16 protein-coding genes are annotated in these 17,258 nt (G+C 74.0%); 10 read left to right on the forward strand and 6 right to left on the reverse strand.

Translation table 11 applies throughout. From position 1 onward, the window contains the following. Together FHL79_RS02525 and FHL79_RS02530 are read left to right on the forward strand one after the other, a co-directional pair. The coding region (locus FHL79_RS02525) for a xylulokinase (RefSeq protein WP_138757058.1) at positions 1-1,311 on the forward strand (1,311 nt) is incomplete at its 5' end. A 17-nt stretch (positions 1,312-1,328) separates the two neighbouring features. Then, positions 1,329-2,219, forward strand: coding sequence for a sugar phosphate isomerase/epimerase family protein (locus FHL79_RS02530; RefSeq protein WP_138757059.1), 891 nt, complete (start codon positions 1,329-1,331; stop codon positions 2,217-2,219). On the opposite strand, the gene FHL79_RS02535 is transcribed toward FHL79_RS02530, so the two are convergent. From FHL79_RS02535 to FHL79_RS02550, 4 genes are read right to left on the reverse strand one after another with little or no spacing between them, the layout of a single operon-like run. Then, positions 2,206-3,654 (reverse strand): rhamnulokinase, encoded by a 1,449-nt coding sequence (locus FHL79_RS02535; RefSeq protein ID WP_138757060.1) that lies wholly within the window; start codon positions 3,652-3,654, stop codon positions 2,206-2,208. The genes FHL79_RS02530 and FHL79_RS02535 overlap by 14 nt on opposite strands. Next, a complete protein-coding gene (locus FHL79_RS02540) occupies positions 3,651-5,729 on the reverse strand; it encodes a bifunctional aldolase/short-chain dehydrogenase (RefSeq protein ID WP_138757061.1) in 2,079 nt (692 codons plus the stop codon). Before FHL79_RS02540 ends, FHL79_RS02535 begins: the two co-directional genes overlap by 4 nt. A gap of 1 nt (position 5,730) precedes the next feature. Continuing rightward, on the reverse strand, positions 5,731-6,900 hold the full coding sequence (gene rhaI / locus FHL79_RS02545; RefSeq protein WP_138757062.1) for an L-rhamnose isomerase: 1,170 nt from the start codon (positions 6,898-6,900) through the stop codon (positions 5,731-5,733). Continuing rightward, positions 6,897-7,259, reverse strand: coding sequence for an L-rhamnose mutarotase (locus FHL79_RS02550; protein WP_138757063.1), 363 nt, complete (start codon positions 7,257-7,259; stop codon positions 6,897-6,899). Before FHL79_RS02550 ends, rhaI begins: the two co-directional genes overlap by 4 nt. Positions 7,260-7,467: 208 nt before the next feature. Between FHL79_RS02550 and FHL79_RS02555 the strand changes: the two genes are divergently transcribed. The 4 genes from FHL79_RS02555 to FHL79_RS02570 all read left to right on the forward strand — a co-directional run bounded on the left by FHL79_RS02555 (position 7,468) and on the right by FHL79_RS02570 (position 11,465). Next, positions 7,468-8,499: a LacI family DNA-binding transcriptional regulator gene (locus tag FHL79_RS02555; protein WP_138757064.1), complete on the forward strand. Its 1,032-nt coding sequence runs from the start codon at positions 7,468-7,470 to the stop codon at positions 8,497-8,499. Then, positions 8,496-9,269 (forward strand): (Fe-S)-binding protein, encoded by a 774-nt coding sequence (locus FHL79_RS02560; RefSeq protein ID WP_138757065.1) that lies wholly within the window; start codon positions 8,496-8,498, stop codon positions 9,267-9,269. The genes FHL79_RS02555 and FHL79_RS02560 overlap by 4 nt, the downstream gene beginning before the upstream one ends. Beyond that, positions 9,266-10,747, forward strand: a complete 1,482-nt coding sequence (locus FHL79_RS02565; protein ID WP_138757066.1) for a LutB/LldF family L-lactate oxidation iron-sulfur protein — start codon at positions 9,266-9,268, stop codon at positions 10,745-10,747. Before FHL79_RS02560 ends, FHL79_RS02565 begins: the two co-directional genes overlap by 4 nt. 73 nt (positions 10,748-10,820) lie before the next feature. After that, entirely contained in the window at positions 10,821-11,465 is a 645-nt protein-coding gene (locus FHL79_RS02570) for a LutC/YkgG family protein (protein ID WP_138757067.1), read from the forward strand. Here FHL79_RS02570 and FHL79_RS02575 read toward each other — a convergent pair. Then, positions 11,441-13,006, reverse strand: coding sequence for an LCP family protein (locus tag FHL79_RS02575; RefSeq protein WP_138757068.1), 1,566 nt, complete (start codon positions 13,004-13,006; stop codon positions 11,441-11,443). The genes FHL79_RS02570 and FHL79_RS02575 overlap by 25 nt on opposite strands. 277 nt (positions 13,007-13,283) lie before the next feature. Between FHL79_RS02575 and FHL79_RS02580 the strand changes: the two genes are divergently transcribed. Together FHL79_RS02580 and FHL79_RS02585 are read left to right on the forward strand one after the other, a co-directional pair. Beyond that, complete coding sequence (locus tag FHL79_RS02580; RefSeq protein ID WP_138757069.1) at positions 13,284-14,246, forward strand: acyl-ACP desaturase; 963 nt, start codon at positions 13,284-13,286, stop codon at positions 14,244-14,246. Next, positions 14,243-15,046 (forward strand): exodeoxyribonuclease III, encoded by an 804-nt coding sequence (locus FHL79_RS02585; protein WP_138757070.1) that lies wholly within the window; start codon positions 14,243-14,245, stop codon positions 15,044-15,046. Before FHL79_RS02580 ends, FHL79_RS02585 begins: the two co-directional genes overlap by 4 nt. Here FHL79_RS02585 and FHL79_RS02590 read toward each other — a convergent pair. Next, the gene (locus FHL79_RS02590; RefSeq protein WP_218938296.1) at positions 15,043-15,246 is read right to left on the reverse strand and encodes a hypothetical protein; all 204 of its coding nucleotides are present in this window, start codon (positions 15,244-15,246) and stop codon (positions 15,043-15,045) included. The genes FHL79_RS02585 and FHL79_RS02590 overlap by 4 nt on opposite strands. 339 nt (positions 15,247-15,585) lie before the next feature. Here FHL79_RS02590 and FHL79_RS02595 point away from each other — a divergent pair, with 339 nt between their 5' ends. Together FHL79_RS02595 and FHL79_RS02600 are read left to right on the forward strand one after the other, a co-directional pair. Continuing rightward, entirely contained in the window at positions 15,586-16,113 is a 528-nt protein-coding gene (locus FHL79_RS02595) for an RNA polymerase sigma factor (protein WP_218938297.1), read from the forward strand. Beyond that, on the forward strand, positions 16,110-17,132 hold the full coding sequence (locus FHL79_RS02600; RefSeq protein ID WP_138757071.1) for a hypothetical protein: 1,023 nt from the start codon (positions 16,110-16,112) through the stop codon (positions 17,130-17,132). Before FHL79_RS02595 ends, FHL79_RS02600 begins: the two co-directional genes overlap by 4 nt. Positions 17,133-17,258 lie beyond the last annotated feature (126 nt).

Genomic DNA, 17,258 nt, shown 5'->3' on the forward strand with positions numbered 1-17,258 from the left:
ACCACCCCCCGGCCCGGGGAGCTGGAGCAGCAGCCCGCCCACGTCGCCGCGGTGCGCACCGTCGTCCGGCGGGTGGCCGGTGAGCTCGGCCCCCGCGCCGGCGCGTTGCAGGCCCTGTCGGTGACCGCCACCTCGGGCAGCGTGCTCGCCGCCGACGCCGCGGGCACGCCCACCGGCCCCGTCCTGCTCTACGCCGACCAGCGCGGCGCCGCGCAGGCCGCCCGGATCAGCGTCGCCACCGGCCGGCGGGTCGGCGCCGCCGGCACCCTCTCCCGGCTGGCCTGGCTGGCCGAGCAGCAGCCGTCCGCGGGCCTGCGGCTGCTGCACGTCCCGGACGTCGTCGTCGCCGACCTGACCGGGCGGCTGGTCACCGACACCTCGCACGCCCTCAAGGCCGGCATCGCGCCCGCGCCCGCCCGCTGGCCCACCGAGCTGCTCGCCGCGGCCGGCGTCCCGGCCGGCGCGCTGCCGCCGCTCGTGCACCCGGGCACCGTCGTCGGCACGCTGCGCCCGGACGCCGCTGCCGACCTCGGCCTGCCGGCGGGCGTCCAGGTGGTCGCCGGCATGACCGACGGCTGCACCGCGCAGGTCGCCGCCGGCGCCGTCGCCGCCGGGCAGACCACCGGCGTGCTGGGCACCACCCTGGTGCTCAAGGGCGTGGCGGCCACCGAGGTCACCGGGTTCGACGGCGCGGTCTACTCCCACCTCGGGCCCGACGGGTCCTGGTGGCCCGGTGGCGCCTCCAACTGCGGCGCCGGTGTCCTCGACAGCTCGGCCGACCTGGCCGCCGCCGACGCGGTCGCCGCCGCGGCGGGCCCGTCGCCGCTGACCGGCTACCCGCTGCCCGGGACCGGGGAGCGGTTCCCGTTCACCCGGTCCGACGCCACCGGGTTCCTCCTCGGCACCGCCGCGGTGTCCCCGCAGGCCAGGCACCGGGCGCAGCTGGACGGCGTCGCGTACGTCGAGCGGCTCGGCCTGGAACGGCTGGCCGCCCTGGGCGTGGGCTCGGCCGACCACCGGGTGGTGGGCGGCGGCACCCGGTCCCGGGTGTGGACCACCATCCGGGCCAGCGTGCTCGGCCGCCCGGTCACCCGCCCGGCGGAGCCCTCCAGCGCCTTCGGTGCCGCGCTGCTGGCCGCCGCCGCCTGGACCGGCAGCACGCTCCCCGCGACGACCGGCCGGGCCGTGCGCCCGGCCGAGGTCATCGACCCCGATCCTGCGCAGGTCGGCGCCCTCGAGGAGGGCTACCAGCGGCTGCTGGCCGAGCTGCGCCGGCGGGACTGGCTGGACCGCCGTCCCGCCACCCACTGAGAGAAGAGGAGTTGTCCATGGCTGTCACCCACGGCGTCCACGCCCTGGTCTGGACCGGAGGCTGGTCCCGGGACGAGGCCGAGCGCGCCATCGCGTCCAGCGCCGAGGCCGGCTACGACCTGATCGAGATCGCCCCGATCGACCCGAGCGGGTTCGACGGGGACATGACCGCGCGGCTGCTGCAGGAGCACGGGCTGCAGGTGAGCGCCTCGCTGGGGCTCAGCGACGACACCGACGTCTCCAGCGAGGACCCTGACATCGTGGCCCGCGGCCGGGAACGGCTGGCCACCGCCCTGGGCGTGCTGCGCGACAGCGGCGGCACGACCCTGTGCGGCGTCCTGTACTCCAAGCTCGGGAAGTACTCCGGCCCGGCGACCGAGCGGGGGCGGGCGAACTCCCAGGAGACGATCGCCTGGCTGGCGGACAAGGCCGCCGAGTCCGGCATCACCCTGGCGCTGGAGTTCTGCAACCGCTACGAGACCAACATCATGAACACCACGCAGGAGACGCTGGACTTCATCGCGGCGGTGGACCGGCCCAACGTGATGGCCCACCTGGACACCTACCACATGAACATCGAGGAGCACTCCTTCACCGAGGCGGTCCGCGCCGCCGCGGCGGCCGGGCGGCTCGGGTACGTGCACGTCGGGGAGTCCCACCGCGGCGCGCTGGGCACCGGGTCCATCCCCTGGACGGAGTTCTTCACCGCGCTCGACGAGGTGGACTACTCCGGCATCGTCACCTTCGAGTCGTTCTCCTCCGAGGTCGTGCACCGCACGCTCTCCAACGACCTGGCGATCTGGCGCAACCTGTGGACCGACAACCGGACCCTGGCCCGGGACGCGCTGGCGTTCACCAAGGCCGGCCTGGCCGAGGCCGCGTCCCGGCGGGGGGTCACCTCGAGCTGACCACACCGCCCGGCACGTAGCGCACCAGGTCGCTGGTGGCCGTCACCAGCGCGCGGAGGTCCTCCAGCGCGCCGGTGACGGCGCCGGCGGCCCGCGCCTGCACCAGCACGTTGCCCAGCGCGGTCGCCTCCACCGGGCCGGCGAGCACCGGCCGGCCGCAGGCGTCGGCGGTGAGCTGGCAGAGCAGCGCGTTCTGCGCCCCGCCGCCCACGACGTGCACCACGTCGACGACCCGGCCGGACAGCCGGACGGCGTCCTCCACCACCCGGGCGAAGGCCGTGGCCAGGCTGTCGAGCACGCAGCGGACGACGGCGGGCCGGCTGACCGGCACCGGCTGCCCGGCCGCCTCGCAGGCCTGCTGCACGCGGGTCACCATCGGGCCCGGCGGCAGGAACGCCGGGGAGTCGACGTCGACGACGGCGCCGCCGGCGGGCAGCTCCGCGGCAGCAGCGAGCAGCGCGGTCAGGTCGGCGCTGTCCAGGCCCCAGTCGGCCAGGCAGCCCTGCAGCACCCACAGGCCCATGACGTTGTGCAGGTAGCGGATCCGGTCGTCGACGCCCCGCTCGTTGGTGAACCCCGCGGCCAGGCTCTCCGCGCTGAGCACCGGGGACTCCAGCTCGACCCCCACCAGCGCCCAGGTGCCGCAGGCGACGTAGGCGAAGCGCTCGTCGGTGGCCGGCACGCCGACCACCGCCGACGCCGTGTCGTGGCTGCCGACCGCGACCAGCCGGGCGTCGTCCAGTCCGGTGGACGCCGCGACGGCCGGGCGGAGCCCGCCGAGCACCGCTCCCGGGTCGTGCACCGGCGGCAGCAGGCCGGCGTCGATCCCGGCCAGGGCGACCAGGTCCTCGGCCCACCGGCCGGTGTGCACGTCGGCGAGCCCGGTGGTGGAGACGTTGGTGGCCTCTGCCCCGAGGTGCCCGGACAGCCACCAGCCGACCAGGTCGGGCACCAGCAGCATCGTCCGGGCCGCGTCCAGCAGCGGCCCGTCCTGCTCGGCGACGAGCTGGTACAGCGTGGTGAACGACAGGTGCTGCAGCCCGTTGCGCCGGTAGAGCTCGACGGCGGGCAGCTGCTGGTGGACCCGCTCCGCCACGCCGTCGGTGCGGGCGTCCCGGTAGGAGCGCGGGGCGCCCAGCAGCGTCCCGTCCCCGGCCAGCAGGCCGTAGTCGACGGCCCAGGTGGCCACCCCGACGCTGGCGACCGGCTCACCGGCCGCGCGGGCCAGGGCGCCCACCTGGCGCAGCCCGGCCAGCGACTCCCGCCACAGCCCGAGCACGTCCCAGTGCAGGGCCGCGGCCCGCTCCCCCGGCACCTCGACGGCGCCGTTGCGGAAGCGGGCCGCCTCGGTGAGCTGGAGGCGGCCCGGCCCGACCGCCCCCAGCATCACCCGGCCGCTGGAGGCACCGAAGTCGACCGCGGCGTGCAGGCTCACCGCAGGAAGGCCGCTGCCACGCCCGAGTCGACGGGCACGTGCAGCCCCGTCGTCCGGGTGAGCTCCCCGCCGGTGAGGGCGAAGACGGCGTCGGCGACGTGCTCGGGCAGCACCTCCCGCTTCAGCAGGGTGCGCTGGGCGTAGAACTTGCCCAGCTCCTCCTCCGGGACGCCGTAGGTCTTGGCCCGCTGGGCGCCCCAGCCGCCGGCGAAGATGCCCGAGCCGCGGACGACGCCGTCGGGGTTGATGCCGTTCACCCGGATCCCGTACTCGCCCAGCTCGGCGGCCAGCAGCCGGACCTGGTGCGCCTGGTCGGCCTTGGTCGCGGAGTAGGCGATGTTGCTGGGGCCGGCGAAGACGCTGTTCTTGGAGGAGATGTAGACGAGGTCACCGCCCATGCCCTGGGCGATGAGCACCCGGGCGGTGGCCTGGGAGACCAGGAAGGACCCCTTGGCCATCACGTCGTGCAGCAGGTCCCACTGCTGCTCGGTGGTGTCCAGCAGCGTCGCGGAGATCGACAGGCCGGCGTTGTTGACGACCAGGTCGAGGCCACCGAAGGCCAGCACCGCGGCGTTGACGGCCGCGGCCACGGCGGCGGCGTCGGACACGTCGGCGGCGACGCCGATCGCCACGTCGGTGCTGCCGATCTCGGCAGCGGCCGCGCCGGCCTTCTCGGCGTCGAGGTCGGCGACGACGACGCAGGCGCCCTCGGCGGCCAGCCGCTGGGCGATCGCCTTGCCGATGCCCGACGCGGCGCCGGTGACCAGCGCGATCCGGGTGGCCAGCGGCTTGGCCTTCGGCATCCGGGCGAGCTTGGCCTCCTCCAGCGCCCAGTACTCGATCCGGAACTTCTCCGCCTCGTCGATCGGCGCGTAGGTGCTGATCGCCTCCGCGCCGCGCATCACGTTGATGGCGTTGACGTAGAACTCGCCGGCCACCCGGGCGGTCTGCTTGTCCTTGCCGTAGCTGAACATCCCGACGCCGGGCACCAGGACGACGAGCGGGTCGGCGCCGCGCATCGCCGGGGAGTCGGGGGCGGCGTGCCGGGAGTAGTACGCCGCGTACTCATCGCGGTAGGCCTCGTGCAGGGCCGGCAAGCGGTCCAGGACCTCCTGCACGCTCGCGGTGGCCGGCAGGTCGACCACCAGCGGGCGGACCTTGGTGCGCAGGAAGTGGTCCGGGCACGAGGTGCCCAGCGCGGTCAGCCGGGGGTGCTCGGCGCGGGCCAGGAAGTCCAGCACCACGTCGGAGTCGGTGAAGTGGCCGACCTGCGGCCGGTCGGTGCTGGCCAGCCCGCGCAGGACCGGGGCCAGCGCGGCGGCCTTGGCCCGCCGCTCGGCCTCGGGGAGCGGCGCGTAGCCCTCGAGCGGCTCGCCGAAGGGGTGCCGGCCGAGCTGGCCGGTCCGCTTGGCGATGAAGTCCTCGGCGGTGCGGATGATCTCCAGCGACCGGTCCTGGCACTCCTGGCTGGTGCTGCCCCACGCGGTGATGCCGTGGCCGCCCAGGATGCACCCGATGGCCTGCGGGTTCGCCGCGGCGATCGCCCGGATGTCCAGCCCGAGCTGGAAGCCCGGACGGCGCCAGGGCACCCACACCACGCGGTCGCCGAACACCTCGGCGGTGAGCGCCTCGCCGTCGGCGGCGGTGGCCAGCGCGATCCCGGAGTCCGGGTGCAGGTGGTCGACGTGGGCGACGTCGACCAGCGCGTGCATGGTGGTGTCGATCGAGGGCGCAGCCCCGCCTCGGCCGTGCAGGCAGTAGTCGAAGGCGGCGACCATCTCGTCCTCGCGGTCCACGCCGGGGTAGACGTCGACCAGCGCCCGCACGCGGTCCAGCCGCAGCACGGCCAGCCCGGCCGGGGTCAGGGTGCCCAGGTCGCCCCCGGAGCCCTTGACCCAGAGCAGCTCGACCTCGCCGCCGGTGGCCGGGTCGGTGCCGGTGCCCTTGGCCGAGGTGTTGCCGCCGGCGTAGTTGGTGTTGCGCGGGTCGGCGCCCAGTGCGTGGGAACGCTCGATCAGCTGCTGCACGGTGGTGGCGCTGTCGTCCATGGTCGTCTCCTGGTCGGCGGTGGTCATCTCATGCACCCCAGCTGGCCTGCTGGCCACCGGTGCGGTCGGCGGCGATGCGGTCGGCGTGGCCGGAGGCGGCGTAGGCCCGGTAGGGGTCGGCGGCCAGCCCCTGCGACTCCCGCAGTTGCGCGAGCAGCGGCCGGACGTCGGTGTTGTAGGCGTCCATCAGGGCGCCGTTCGCGCCGAGCACGTCCCCGGTGCGCTGGGCGGTGCGCAGCTCGTCGCGGTCGACCAGCAGCGCCTTGGCGGTGGCCTCCTGGACGTTCATCACCGAGCGGATCTGGCCGGGGATCTTCGGCTCGATGTTGTGGCACTGGTCGAGCATGAAGTTGACGCCGGAGTCCGGCCGCAGCGCGTCGGCGCGGACGATCTCGTTCATGATCCGGAACAGCTGGAACGGGTCGGCGGCGCCGACGATGAGGTCGTCGTCGCCGTAGAAGCGGGAGTTGAAGTCGAAGGCGCCGAGCCGGCCGATGCGCAGCAGCTGGGCGACGATGAACTCGATGTTGGTGTTCGGCGCGTGGTGGCCGGTGTCCAGCACCACCTTCGCCTGGTCGCCGAGGGCCAGGCAGTGCAGCAGCGACGTGCCCCAGTCCGGGATGTCCATCGTGTAGAAGTACGGCTCGTAGAACTTGTACTCCAGGATCAGCCGGTGCTCGGGGTCGAGTTCGGCGTAGATCTGCTGCAGTGACTCGGCGAGCCGCTCCTGGCGGTCGGTGATGTCGTCCTGGCCCGGGTAGTTGGTCCCGTCCGGCAGCCAGATCTTCAGGTCGGTCGAGCCGGTGGCCCGCATGACGTCGATGCACTGCACGTGGTGGGCCACGGCCTTCGCCCGCACCGCCGGGTCGGCGTTGGTCAGCGAGCCCAGCTTGTACTCGTCGGCCTGGAACAGGTTCGAGTTGATCGCGCCGATCGAGACGCCCTCGTCGGCGGCGTGCTGGGCGAGCTTGCCGAAGTCGTCGACCAGGTCCCACGGGACGTGCAGCGAGACCCGGGGCGCGACGCCGGTGAACCGGTGCACCTGCGCGGCGTCGCTGATCTTCTCGAACGGCGTGCGCGGGACGCCGGGTGAGCTGAACACCTTGAACCGGGTGCCGGCGTTGCCGAACGCCCACGAGGGCAGCTCGATGGTCTGGGTGGCGAGGGCGGCGAGCGCCTGCGCGCGGAGGTCGGTCACGAGGGGTCTCCGATCGGTGCGGTGGGCTCGACCACGACCGCCCTGAGCTGGGCGTCGAGGTCGAAGACGAGGTCGAGCGAGGACTTGCCCCTGCCGTCCCCGGTCTGGAAGAAGGGGGCCATCTCGGCCTCCCAGCGGGCGCTCACGTCCGCGGCGTCCACGGCTGCCTGCGCCGCGGCCAGGTCGTCGGTCACCAGGGTGCCGACCAGCAGACCGTCGTCGCGCAGGAAGAGCTGGTAGTCGGTCCACCCGGCGTCGCGCAGGGCGTGCAGCATGTCCGGCCACACCGCGGCGTGGCGCTCGCGGTACTCGGCGAGCCGGTCGGGGCGCACCTGGAGGGTGAAGCAGACGCGGGGCACGGGGTTCCTCCCGGACGGCGCGGAGCAGCGCGTGAAACGTTTCAGGATGCCTGTGGCGCAGACCATAGGGAACCTGCTAGGAAGGTGTCAACCGTCGCACGACAACCAGTTCGTCGGGCATTGAGACGTTTCAACCCACCCCGGTGACAGGCCCCGCCGCTACCGTGTCCGCACCGCCGCACCGAGGGAGGCCCCGCTGACCGCCAGCATCCGCGACGTCGCCCTCTGGGCCGGGGTCTCGGTGGGCACCGTCAGCAACGTCCTCAACCGCCCGGAGGCGGTCAGCCCGGCGACCCGGGAGCGCGTGCAGACCGCGATCGCCGCGCTCGGCTTCGTCCGCAACGAGTCGGCCCGGCACCTGCGCGCCGGGCGCAGCCGGACGATCGGGCTGGTCGTGCTCGACATCGCCAACCCCTTCTTCACCGACGTCGCGCGCGGGGTCGAGGACGTCGCCGCGGCCGCCGGGCTCGCCGTGATGCTGTGCAACTCCGACGACCGGGCCGACCGGGAGGCCGCGCACCTCGACGTCCTCACCGAGCAGCGGGTGCAGGGCGTGCTGATCACGCCCACCGCGGAGCTCTCCCCGCACGTCGAGGCGCTGCGCTCCCGGGGCACCCCCGTCGTCCTGCTCGACCGCCGCGCGACAGGCCCGGACCAGTGCGCCGTCGCCGTCGACGACGCGCTGGGCGGCCGGCTGGCCGCCGACCACCTGCTGGAGCGCGGCCACCGCCGGATCGCCTTCATCGGCTCCTCCGGGCTGCCCCAGGTGCACGAGCGCCACGACGGCGTGGCGGCCGCGGTCCGGGAGGGCACCGGGTCCACGGAGGCGTTGACCGTCTTCTCCCCCGCGCACCTCACCGTCGCCGGCGGTCGGGAGGCGGCCGCGCAGATCATCGGGCTCCCGGCCGGCCGGCGGCCCACGGCAGCGGTCTGCGCCAACGACCTGATCGCCCTGGGCGTGCTGCAGGAGATGGTCCGGCACGGGGTACGGGTCCCCGAGGACTTCGCCATCGTCGGCTACGACGACATCGACTTCGCCGCCGCGGCCGCCGTACCGCTCACCTCGGTGCGCAAGCCCCGGGTCGAGCTCGGCCGGCGGGCCGTCGAACTGCTGCTGGACGAGGCCTCGGACCCCGACCACCAGCACTCCCAGCCGGTCTTCGAGCCCACGCTCGTCGTCCGCGAGTCCAGCATGGTCCGGCGGCCCAGCCGGACCGTCGTGAGCGGAGGTATCGGATGAAGGTCGCGCTCTTCGCCACCTGCCTGGTCGACACGGTGCAGCCCCAGGTCGCGATGGCGACCGCCCGGCTGCTGCAACGGCTGGGGCACGAGGTCGTCGTCCCGCGGGACCAGGCCTGCTGCGGGCAGATGCACGTCAACACCGGCTACCGGCGGGAGGCGGTGGGGATCGTCGCCAACCACGTCCGGGCCTTCGCCGGTGCCGAGGCGATCGTCGCGCCGTCCGGTTCGTGCGTGGCCTCGATCCACCACCAGCAGGCCGACGTGGCCCGCCGGGCCGGTGACGAGGAGCTGGCCCGGGCCGCCGAGGAGCTGGCCGGGCGCACCTACGAGCTGTCCCAGTTCCTCGTCGACGTCCTCGGCGTCACCGACGTCGGCGCCTATTACCCGCACCGGGTCACCTACCACCCGACCTGCCACTCGCTGCGGCTGCTGGAGGTGGGTGACCGGCCCTACCAGCTGCTCCGGGCGGTCCGCGGCCTGGAGCTGGTCGAGCTGCCCGGCGCCGAGCAGTGCTGCGGGTTCGGCGGCACCTTCGCGGTGAAGAACGCCGACACCTCGACCGCCATGCTCACCGACAAGATGGCCAACGTGCTGTCCACCCACGCCGAGGTGTGCACCGCCGGGGACGCCTCCTGCCTGCTGCACATCGGCGGCGGGCTGTCCCGGCTGCGGGCCGGCACCCGGACGGTCCACCTGGCCGAGATCCTCGCCTCGACGGAGGAAGCCGTGACCCCTGACCAGCAGACCGCCCCCTCGGTGCCGGCATGACCGCCACCGTGCCGCCGAAGGCCCCGACCTTCCTCGGGCTGCCCACCGCGCCCCGCGGCGTGGGCCACCTGCGCGGCGACCAGTCCTTCCCGGACGCCGCCCGTGGCGCGCTGCGCGACGGCCAGCTGCGGGCCAACCTCGGTCACGCCACCAGCACCATCCGCGGCAAGCGGGCCCGGGTGGTCGCCGAGGTGCCCGACTGGGAGCAGCTGCGGGCGGCGGGCAAGGCGCTCAAGGCCGCCACGATGGCCCGCCTCGACGAGCACCTCGAGGAGCTGGAGCGGCAGGTGACCGCCCGCGGCGGCGTCGTGCACTGGGCCCGGGACGCGAACGAGGCCAACGAGATCGTCACCCGGCTGGTGCTGGCCACCGGCGCGCCCGAGGTGGTCAAGGTCAAGTCGATGGCCACCCAGGAGATCGGGCTCAACGAGGCGCTGGAGGCCGCCGGCCTCGACGTCTTCGAGACCGACCTCGCCGAGCTGATCGTGCAGCTCGGCGAGGACAAGCCCTCGCACATCCTGGTGCCGGCGATCCACAAGAACCGGGCCGAGATCCGGGAGATCTTCGCCCGCACCATCCCCGGCGTCGACCCCGGCCTCACCGACGACCCGCGCCGGCTGGCCATGGCCGCCCGCCAGCACCTGCGGGAGCGGTTCCTCCGGGCCCGGGTGGCGGTGAGCGGCGCGAACTTCGGCGTCGCCGAGACCGGCACGCTGACCGTGGTGGAGAGCGAGGGCAACGGCCGGATGTGCCTGACGCTGCCGGAGACGCTGATCACCGTGATGGGCATCGAGAAGGTGGTGCCCACCTGGCGCGACCTCGAGGTCTTCCTGCAGCTGCTCCCGCGCTCCTCCACCGGCGAGCGGATGAACCCCTACACCTCCACCTGGGCCGGGGTGACCCCCGGCGACGGGCCGCAGGAGTTCCACCTGGTGCTGCTGGACAACGGCCGGACGGCGGTGCTCGCCGACGAGGTCGGCCGCGAGGCGCTGCACTGCATCCGCTGCTCGGCGTGCCTGAACGTCTGCCCGGTGTACGAGCGCGCCGGCGGGCACTCCTACGGCTCGGTCTACCCGGGGCCGATCGGCGCGATCCTCTCCCCGCAGCTCACCGGGGTGGAGGACAACGCCTCGCTGCCCTACGCCTCGTCGCTGTGCGGTGCCTGCTTCGAGGTCTGCCCGGTGGCGATCGACATCCCCTCGATCCTGGTGCACCTGCGGGCCGAGCACGTCGAGGCGCAGCAGAAGCCGACCGCCGAGGGGGTGGCGTTCAAGGCGCTGGCCCGGGCGATGTCCCACCCGCGGCTGTGGCACCTGGCCCAGCGGGCGGCGGGGCTGGGCCGGCTGCTCTCCCGCGGCCGGCCGACACTGCCCAACGTGCTGCCGCCGCCGGTGTCCGGCTGGACCCGCAGCCGGGACCTGCCGACGCCCCCGCGGAAGACCTTCGTGGAGCAGTGGACCGAGGAGCACGGCCGGTGAACGAGCTCGCGAGTTCACCAGAGGGCACAGCAGCGCCGCGCGAGCGGCCGACGAGCGCCAGCGAGGAGAGCCGGTGAGCGCGCGCGAGGAGGTGCTCGGCCGGATCCGGACGGCGCTGGGCGAGACCCGGGCCCCCGTTCCCGACGTCGTCCGCGACTACCGGTCGGGGCACCCCACCACCGGCCCGGCGCTGCTCGACCTGCTCGTCGACCGGGTGGAGGACTACCGCGCCACCGTGCTGCGCTGCTCACCCGCGGAGATCGGCGCCACTGTCGCGGCCGCGCTGGACCAGGCGCTCGGGACCGGGTGGGCGGCCGGCGACGTGGTGGTGGCTCCCGGCCTGGCGCAGGGGTGGCGGCCGGCGGGCTGCGACGTCGACGACGACCGCCCGGCGGTGCAGCTCGCCGACCGGGCCGCGTCGGTGACCGCCGTCGCGGTGGCGATCGCCGAGACCGGCACGCTGGTGCTCGACGGGTCGCCCGCGTGCGGCCGGCGGGCGCTGTCGCTGCTGCCGGACTGCCTGGTCTGCGTGGTCACCGCCGACCAGGTGGTGGGCAGCGTGCCGGAGGGGCTGGCCCGGCTGGACCCGCTGCGGCCGCTGACCATGGTCAGCGGGCCGTCGGCGACCAGCGACATCGAGCTCCAGCGGGTCGAGGGCGTGCACGGCCCCCGCACGCTGATGGTCGTGCTCGTTCAGCCGCCGCGCGTCGGGGGCTGACCGGCGTCCAGGGCCGCCTGGGCCTGCGCCGGGTCGTAGGCGCAGGCGTCGGCCACCTCGGTCACCGACCCGCCGTTGCCGCCCGGTGACGGCGCGGCGGACAGCGGTGCGCTGGACGTCGCCGGCGCCGGGGCCGGGGCAGGCGTCGGGGCAGGCGTCGGGGTGCCGGCCGGGGCAGGGGCCAGCGCCTGCTGGACCAGCGACCGGATCTTCGGGTAGTCGGGGTAGGCCGGGTTGATCACCGTGTCGTCGAAGACGACGCTGCGGATGCCGGCCGACTTCACGTCGAAGGCCAGGTCGACGACGTCACCGAGGACCGCGGAGGGCACGTCGGTGCTCACGATGTCCTGCGTCGTCCGCGCCAGGTCCTGGTACTGGCGGAGCAGGGTGACCGGGTCGGCGGCGTCGACGATGGCCTGCAGCACGCACCGCTGCCGGTCCATCCGCAGGTAGTCCGACAGGCCGTAGCGGCCACGGGCGTAGTCCAGCGCCCGGGTCCCGTCCATGTGCTGGTCCGGCCCGGGGGCGATGTAGGCGTCCGGCAGCGCGCCGGTGGCGGTGTCGCCGTTGACCGGCACGTAGTAGTTGACGTTGAGCGTGATGCCGCCGAGCGCGTCGACCAGCCGGCTGAAGCCGTCGAGGTTGACCAGCAGGTAGTAGTCGATGTCCAGCCCGAGCGCCTCGCCGACCCCGAGCTTGAGGAAGTCCGCTCCCGGGTCGTCGGTCGGCCCGAGGACGTCGGGGTGGTCGGCCGGCCCGTTCCGGTAGACGGCGTTGAGCAGGCTCTCGCTCTCGCTGCCGGCCTCGAAGCCGTCGGGGTAGATCGCGGCCAGCGGGCTGTCGGCCGGGAAGGGCAGGTCCTCCAGGTTCCGCGGCAGGCTGAACAGCGTCGTCGCACCGGTCGCGACCTGCACGTTGGCCACGATGACGGTGTCGGTGCGGACGCCCTGGCGGCCGGCCCCACCGTCGCCGCCGAGCAGCAGGACGTTGATCTCGTCCTTGCCGTCGAACGGCACGGAGGTGTCGGTCGGCTGGGCCACCGTGGCGCTGTCGCCGTCGTCGAAGACGCTGTCGACGAGGTCCCGCTGTGCGCTGGCGATCCGCACCACGGCGGCGGCCGGGGCCACGACCGCGGCGCAGAGCAGCAGGACGACGAGGCCGCCCAGCGCGCGCTGCCAACCCCGGGTGCCCCGCGGCAGCAGCGCGCGGTAGCCGGTGACGACGACGACCAGCCAGAGCAGGGCCAGCACCACCGCCCCGCCGATCAGCCAGAGCAGCGCGGTGGAGTCGACCGCCAGATGGACGACGTCGCGCCGACCGCCGGTGGCCAGCCACACCGCGCCGCCGACCAGGAGCAGGAAGAGCACGAGGACGACGGCGCCCAGCCGGCGGCGGCCGCTGGCCAGGTACGCCACCCCGGGGACGACCGTCCCGGCCACCGTCAGCGCCAGCGCCGACCCGAACCCGCGGGCGGGGTGCGTGCCGGAAGCGGGCCCCTGCGCGCTGGAGCCGGTGCGCGAGGGTGCCACGGGCGAGCTCACGCAGCCGTCACTCGCTCGGCGGACCCGGTCACCAGCCCATGATCGCACCTGTTCGGGCAGCGGGCCTGCGGCTCTGCGCACACCCTCACCCGCACGGACCGGTCTCCCCGGGCTCGCGGTGACCCAGGGCACAGCGCAGGAGTGGCCCAGGGCGTCGTGGGTACCGGACGGCAGGGGCGCGCCGCCGGAACGGCAGACTGCGGACAGCCGTGGTCGCGGTCCCCCGGGACCCACCGCCGTCGGTCCCCCGCCGGAGCACCACCAGAGGAGGCACACCGTGTCCCGGACGCCGCGAGAAGCAGCCCTGCTCACCGAGCTCGAGCCGGTGGTCGCCGAGAACCTGGACCGGCACCTGGGACTGGCCCAGGAGTGGCACCCGCACGACTACGTCCCGTGGTCGCAGGGGCGGGACTTCGCCTTCCTGGGCGGGGAGGACTGGTCTCCGGAGCAGTCCCGGCTGGACGAGACCGCCAAGGCGGCGATGTTCACCAACCTGCTCACCGAGGACAACCTGCCCAGCTACCACCGAGAGATCGCCACCCGGTTCGGCCGCGACGGCGCCTGGGGCACCTGGGTCGGCCGCTGGACGGCGGAGGAGAACCGGCACGGGGTGGCGCTGCGCGACTACCTCGTCGTCACCCGCGGGGTCGACCCGGTCGAGCTCGAGCGGGCCCGGATGGACTACATGACCTCCGGCTACGACTCCGGTGACAAGACCCCGCTCGAGGCGGTCGCCTACGTCTCCTTCCAGGAGCTGGCCACCCGGGTCAGCCACCGCAACACCGGCAAGGCCACCGGTGACCCGATCGCGGACCGGCTGCTCGCCCGGATCGCCAAGGACGAGAACCTGCACATGGTCTTCTACCGGAACATCGTCTCGGCGGCGTTCGAGATCGAGCCGGACGCCACCATGCGCGCCGTCGCCGACGAGGTCATCCGGTTCGAGATGCCCGGCGCCACGATGGCCGGGTTCCGGAAGAACTCGGTGATCATCGCCAAGGCCGGCATCTACGACCTGCGGTTGCACCACGACGAGGTCATCCAGCCGGTGCTGCGGGCGTGGAAGGTCTTCGAGCGCACCGACCTGGGCCCCGAGGGCGAGCGCGCCCGGGAGGAGCTGGCCCGGTTCCTCACCGGCCTGGACGCCCAGGCGACGAAGTTCGTGGAGAGCCGCGACCGGATGCGCGCCCGGCTGCAGGCCCGCGCCGACGAGGCCCTGACCCCGCTGCCCCAGGCGTGAGACTGGCCACCTGGAACGTCAACTCCATCCGCAGCCGAGCCGACCGGGTGGAGGCCTGGCTGCAGCGCAGTGACGTCGACGTCCTCGCGCTGCAGGAGACCAAGTGCAAGGACGAGCAGTTCCCCGAGGACCGGTTCCGGGCGCTGGGCTACGACGTCGCGCACGTCGGCCACTCGCAGTGGAACGGGGTCGCGCTGCTGTCCCGGGTGGGGCTGACCGACGTCGAGGTCGGCTTCCCCGGCATGCCCTCGTGGTCGTCGAAGGAGGGCGTGGAGCCTGCCTCCGAGGCGCGGGCGATCGGCGCCACCTGCGGCGGCGTGCGGGTGTGGAGCCTCTACGTGCCCAACGGCCGCACGCTCACCGACCCGCACCTGCAGTACAAGCTCGAGTGGCTGGAGGCGCTGCGGGTCAGCGCCGACGGCTGGCTGAACCAGGACGCCGAGGCGCAGGTCGCGCTGGTCGGCGACTGGAACATCGCCCCCCAGGACGACGACGTCTGGGACATCTCGGTGTTCTCGCACTCCACGCACGTCAGCGAGCCCGAGCGGGCGGCGTTCTCCCGCGTCATCGAGGCCGGCTTCACCGACGTCGTCCGGCCGTACACGCCGGGCCCGGGCGTCTACACCTACTGGGACTACACGCAGCTGCGCTTCCCCCGCCGCGAGGGCATGCGGATCGACTTCCAGCTCTGCTCCCCCGCGCTGGCCCGCCGCGTGACGAATGCGCAGATAGATCGCGAGGAGCGCAAGGGCAAGGGGGCCAGCGACCACGCACCCGTGGTGGTCGAGCTCGCCGACTAGCGCACCGAGCGGCTGCCCTGGGGCACATCTGGGGCACACGCGGCTCGTGCTGCGCCCCACGCGGCGTCCACCGCCCGCCGAGTCCGGTCCTCACTGTCCGGCATCAGATGGCCGTAGGTGGCCAGGACGAACGAGGCGTCGTCGTGGCCGAGCCGCTCGGCGACCGCGAGCGGAGGCACGCTGTCCGAACCGAACGGCATGATCGGGATCGTCGTTCGAGTAGGCGACATCTGATCCGTGGTGCAAACAGGTACCGCTGGCGGTCTGTTCTCCAGGGCACCGTCCAGCGCGTGGCCTCAGGTCGCCGTCGCGACCACCCGCGCCGCGGGGCCTGGACCCTGCTCGTCGGGGCGCCCCCGCCGACGCCACCGCCCGGCCTGACGGTTCCCTCACCTCGAGGACAGGACTGCCCCGCGCACCGCGGCATCGTTGTGAGCCGGATCACACGATGTCCACCCAACCGATCGGATGCTGAGACGTGTGAAGGGCATGAGAGACACCAACCCTCCTGGACACCGGCGGCAGACAGCGCCTGCCACGTGACCACGACCGCCCCCCGCACGGCCTTCACGCTCGACGCACCGACCCTCAGCGACGTCGTCGACGAGCACTGGACGCCGCTGACCCGGCTGGCGACGCTACTGCTGGGTGACCGTGCCTCCGCCGAGGACGCCGTCCAGGACGCGTGCGAGGCCACCTGGCGGCTCCAGCCCTCCCTCACCGACCGCGACCACCTCATCACCTACCTGCGCACTGCGGTGGTCAACCGGTGCCGCTCCGCCGGGCGTCGGCGAAGCACCGTCCACCGATTCCTCGCCTCCGTCCGGGCGATGGACGACGCCCCGCCGGCCGATGTCCCGGTGCTCGCCGCCGAGACCGACCCCATGGTCCTGGCCGCCCTGGCCCAGCTCGCCCCCCGCCAACGGGAGGTGCTGGTGCTCCGCTACTGGTCCGAGCTGTCCGAGCGGGAGATCGCCGAGTCCCTCGGCATCGCTCCCGGCACGGTCAAGAGCACCGCCTCCGACGCCCTCACCCGCCTGGACATCCTCCTGGGAGACCTCCGATGAACCCCGATCTGACCCGCCTCGAGCGGCAGCTCCGCGACACGCTCACCCGAACCGCCGAGAGCGTCCCGGACTCCCCGCGCCCCACCTTCTCCTGGGAGCGGCCCGCAGGGACCCAGGTGGTGTCGCTGGCGGACCGCCGCCCCTCCCGCAGCCGCCGCGTGCTGCAGGTCGCCACGCCGCTGACCATCGCCGCCGCGGTCGCCGGGGTCGCCGTCCTGGCCGGCCAGGGCCCCTCCGCCGACGCGCCCGCTCCCGAGCTGGCCGAGGTCGCACTCCTCGCCCCCGGCGGCACCGTGCCGATGGCGCCGGGACAGTACCTGTACTCGAAGATCACCTACGAGGTCGAGAGCAAGCACGGCCCGATGACCGCCGTGGACGAGTACTGGGTCCCCCAGGACGCCACCGACGTGTGGACCTACCGCGCCTCCGCCTACGACCCGGTGACCGCCGAGCTCGTCCCCCGGTTCTACGACCCGGCCACCGGCGCGCCCGTCGAGGAGCCTCATGTGGAGACCGCCCCGTGCGGGCACTTCGCCCATCCCGAGGAGCCCTGCACCGACGCTGGCTCGTGGGACAGCCCGACGCCGCGGTTCATCGCGAACCTGCCGACCGACCCCGCGGCGCTGGACGCGCTGTTGGTCGAATGGGGCGACACGTGGACCCAGCTGGCCCAGGGGGCGGACTACCCGGTCCTGTCCACGTCCGCGCTGGACCAGGAGTACGGGAAGCTGCACGAGCCGATGTACGCGGCGTCCTCCCTGGCCGGGGCCACCGTCGGCATGTCGCAGCCCTTCTCTCAGGCGCTGGAGCAGGCAGTCGCCGCACTGCCGGGTGTGGTGGCCAAGCCGGCGACGAACCTGGACGGCGTGCCGGGCACCAGCTACGTCGCGGTGGCCTCCGACGGGACGGTCGTGTCGGACGAGTTGATCTTCGACGCCGACGGCAACTACATCGGTGACGCCAACAGCACCGTCAACGTCGCCGCCGCCGACGAGTCCGGCGTCGCCCCGGCGGAGTGATGAGCCCCGGAACGGCCACCGCGGCCCACGACACCCCCACCGCGCACGGTGGTGCTGCCCGACGGGCCCTGCCACGCCGCCGTCCGCCGGTGCACACCACCTCCGAGCCCAGCTGGACCGCCCTCG

Source organism: Modestobacter altitudinis (genome assembly GCF_005930475.1).
In the GTDB taxonomy this organism is placed as follows: domain Bacteria; phylum Actinomycetota; class Actinomycetes; order Mycobacteriales; family Geodermatophilaceae; genus Modestobacter; species Modestobacter altitudinis.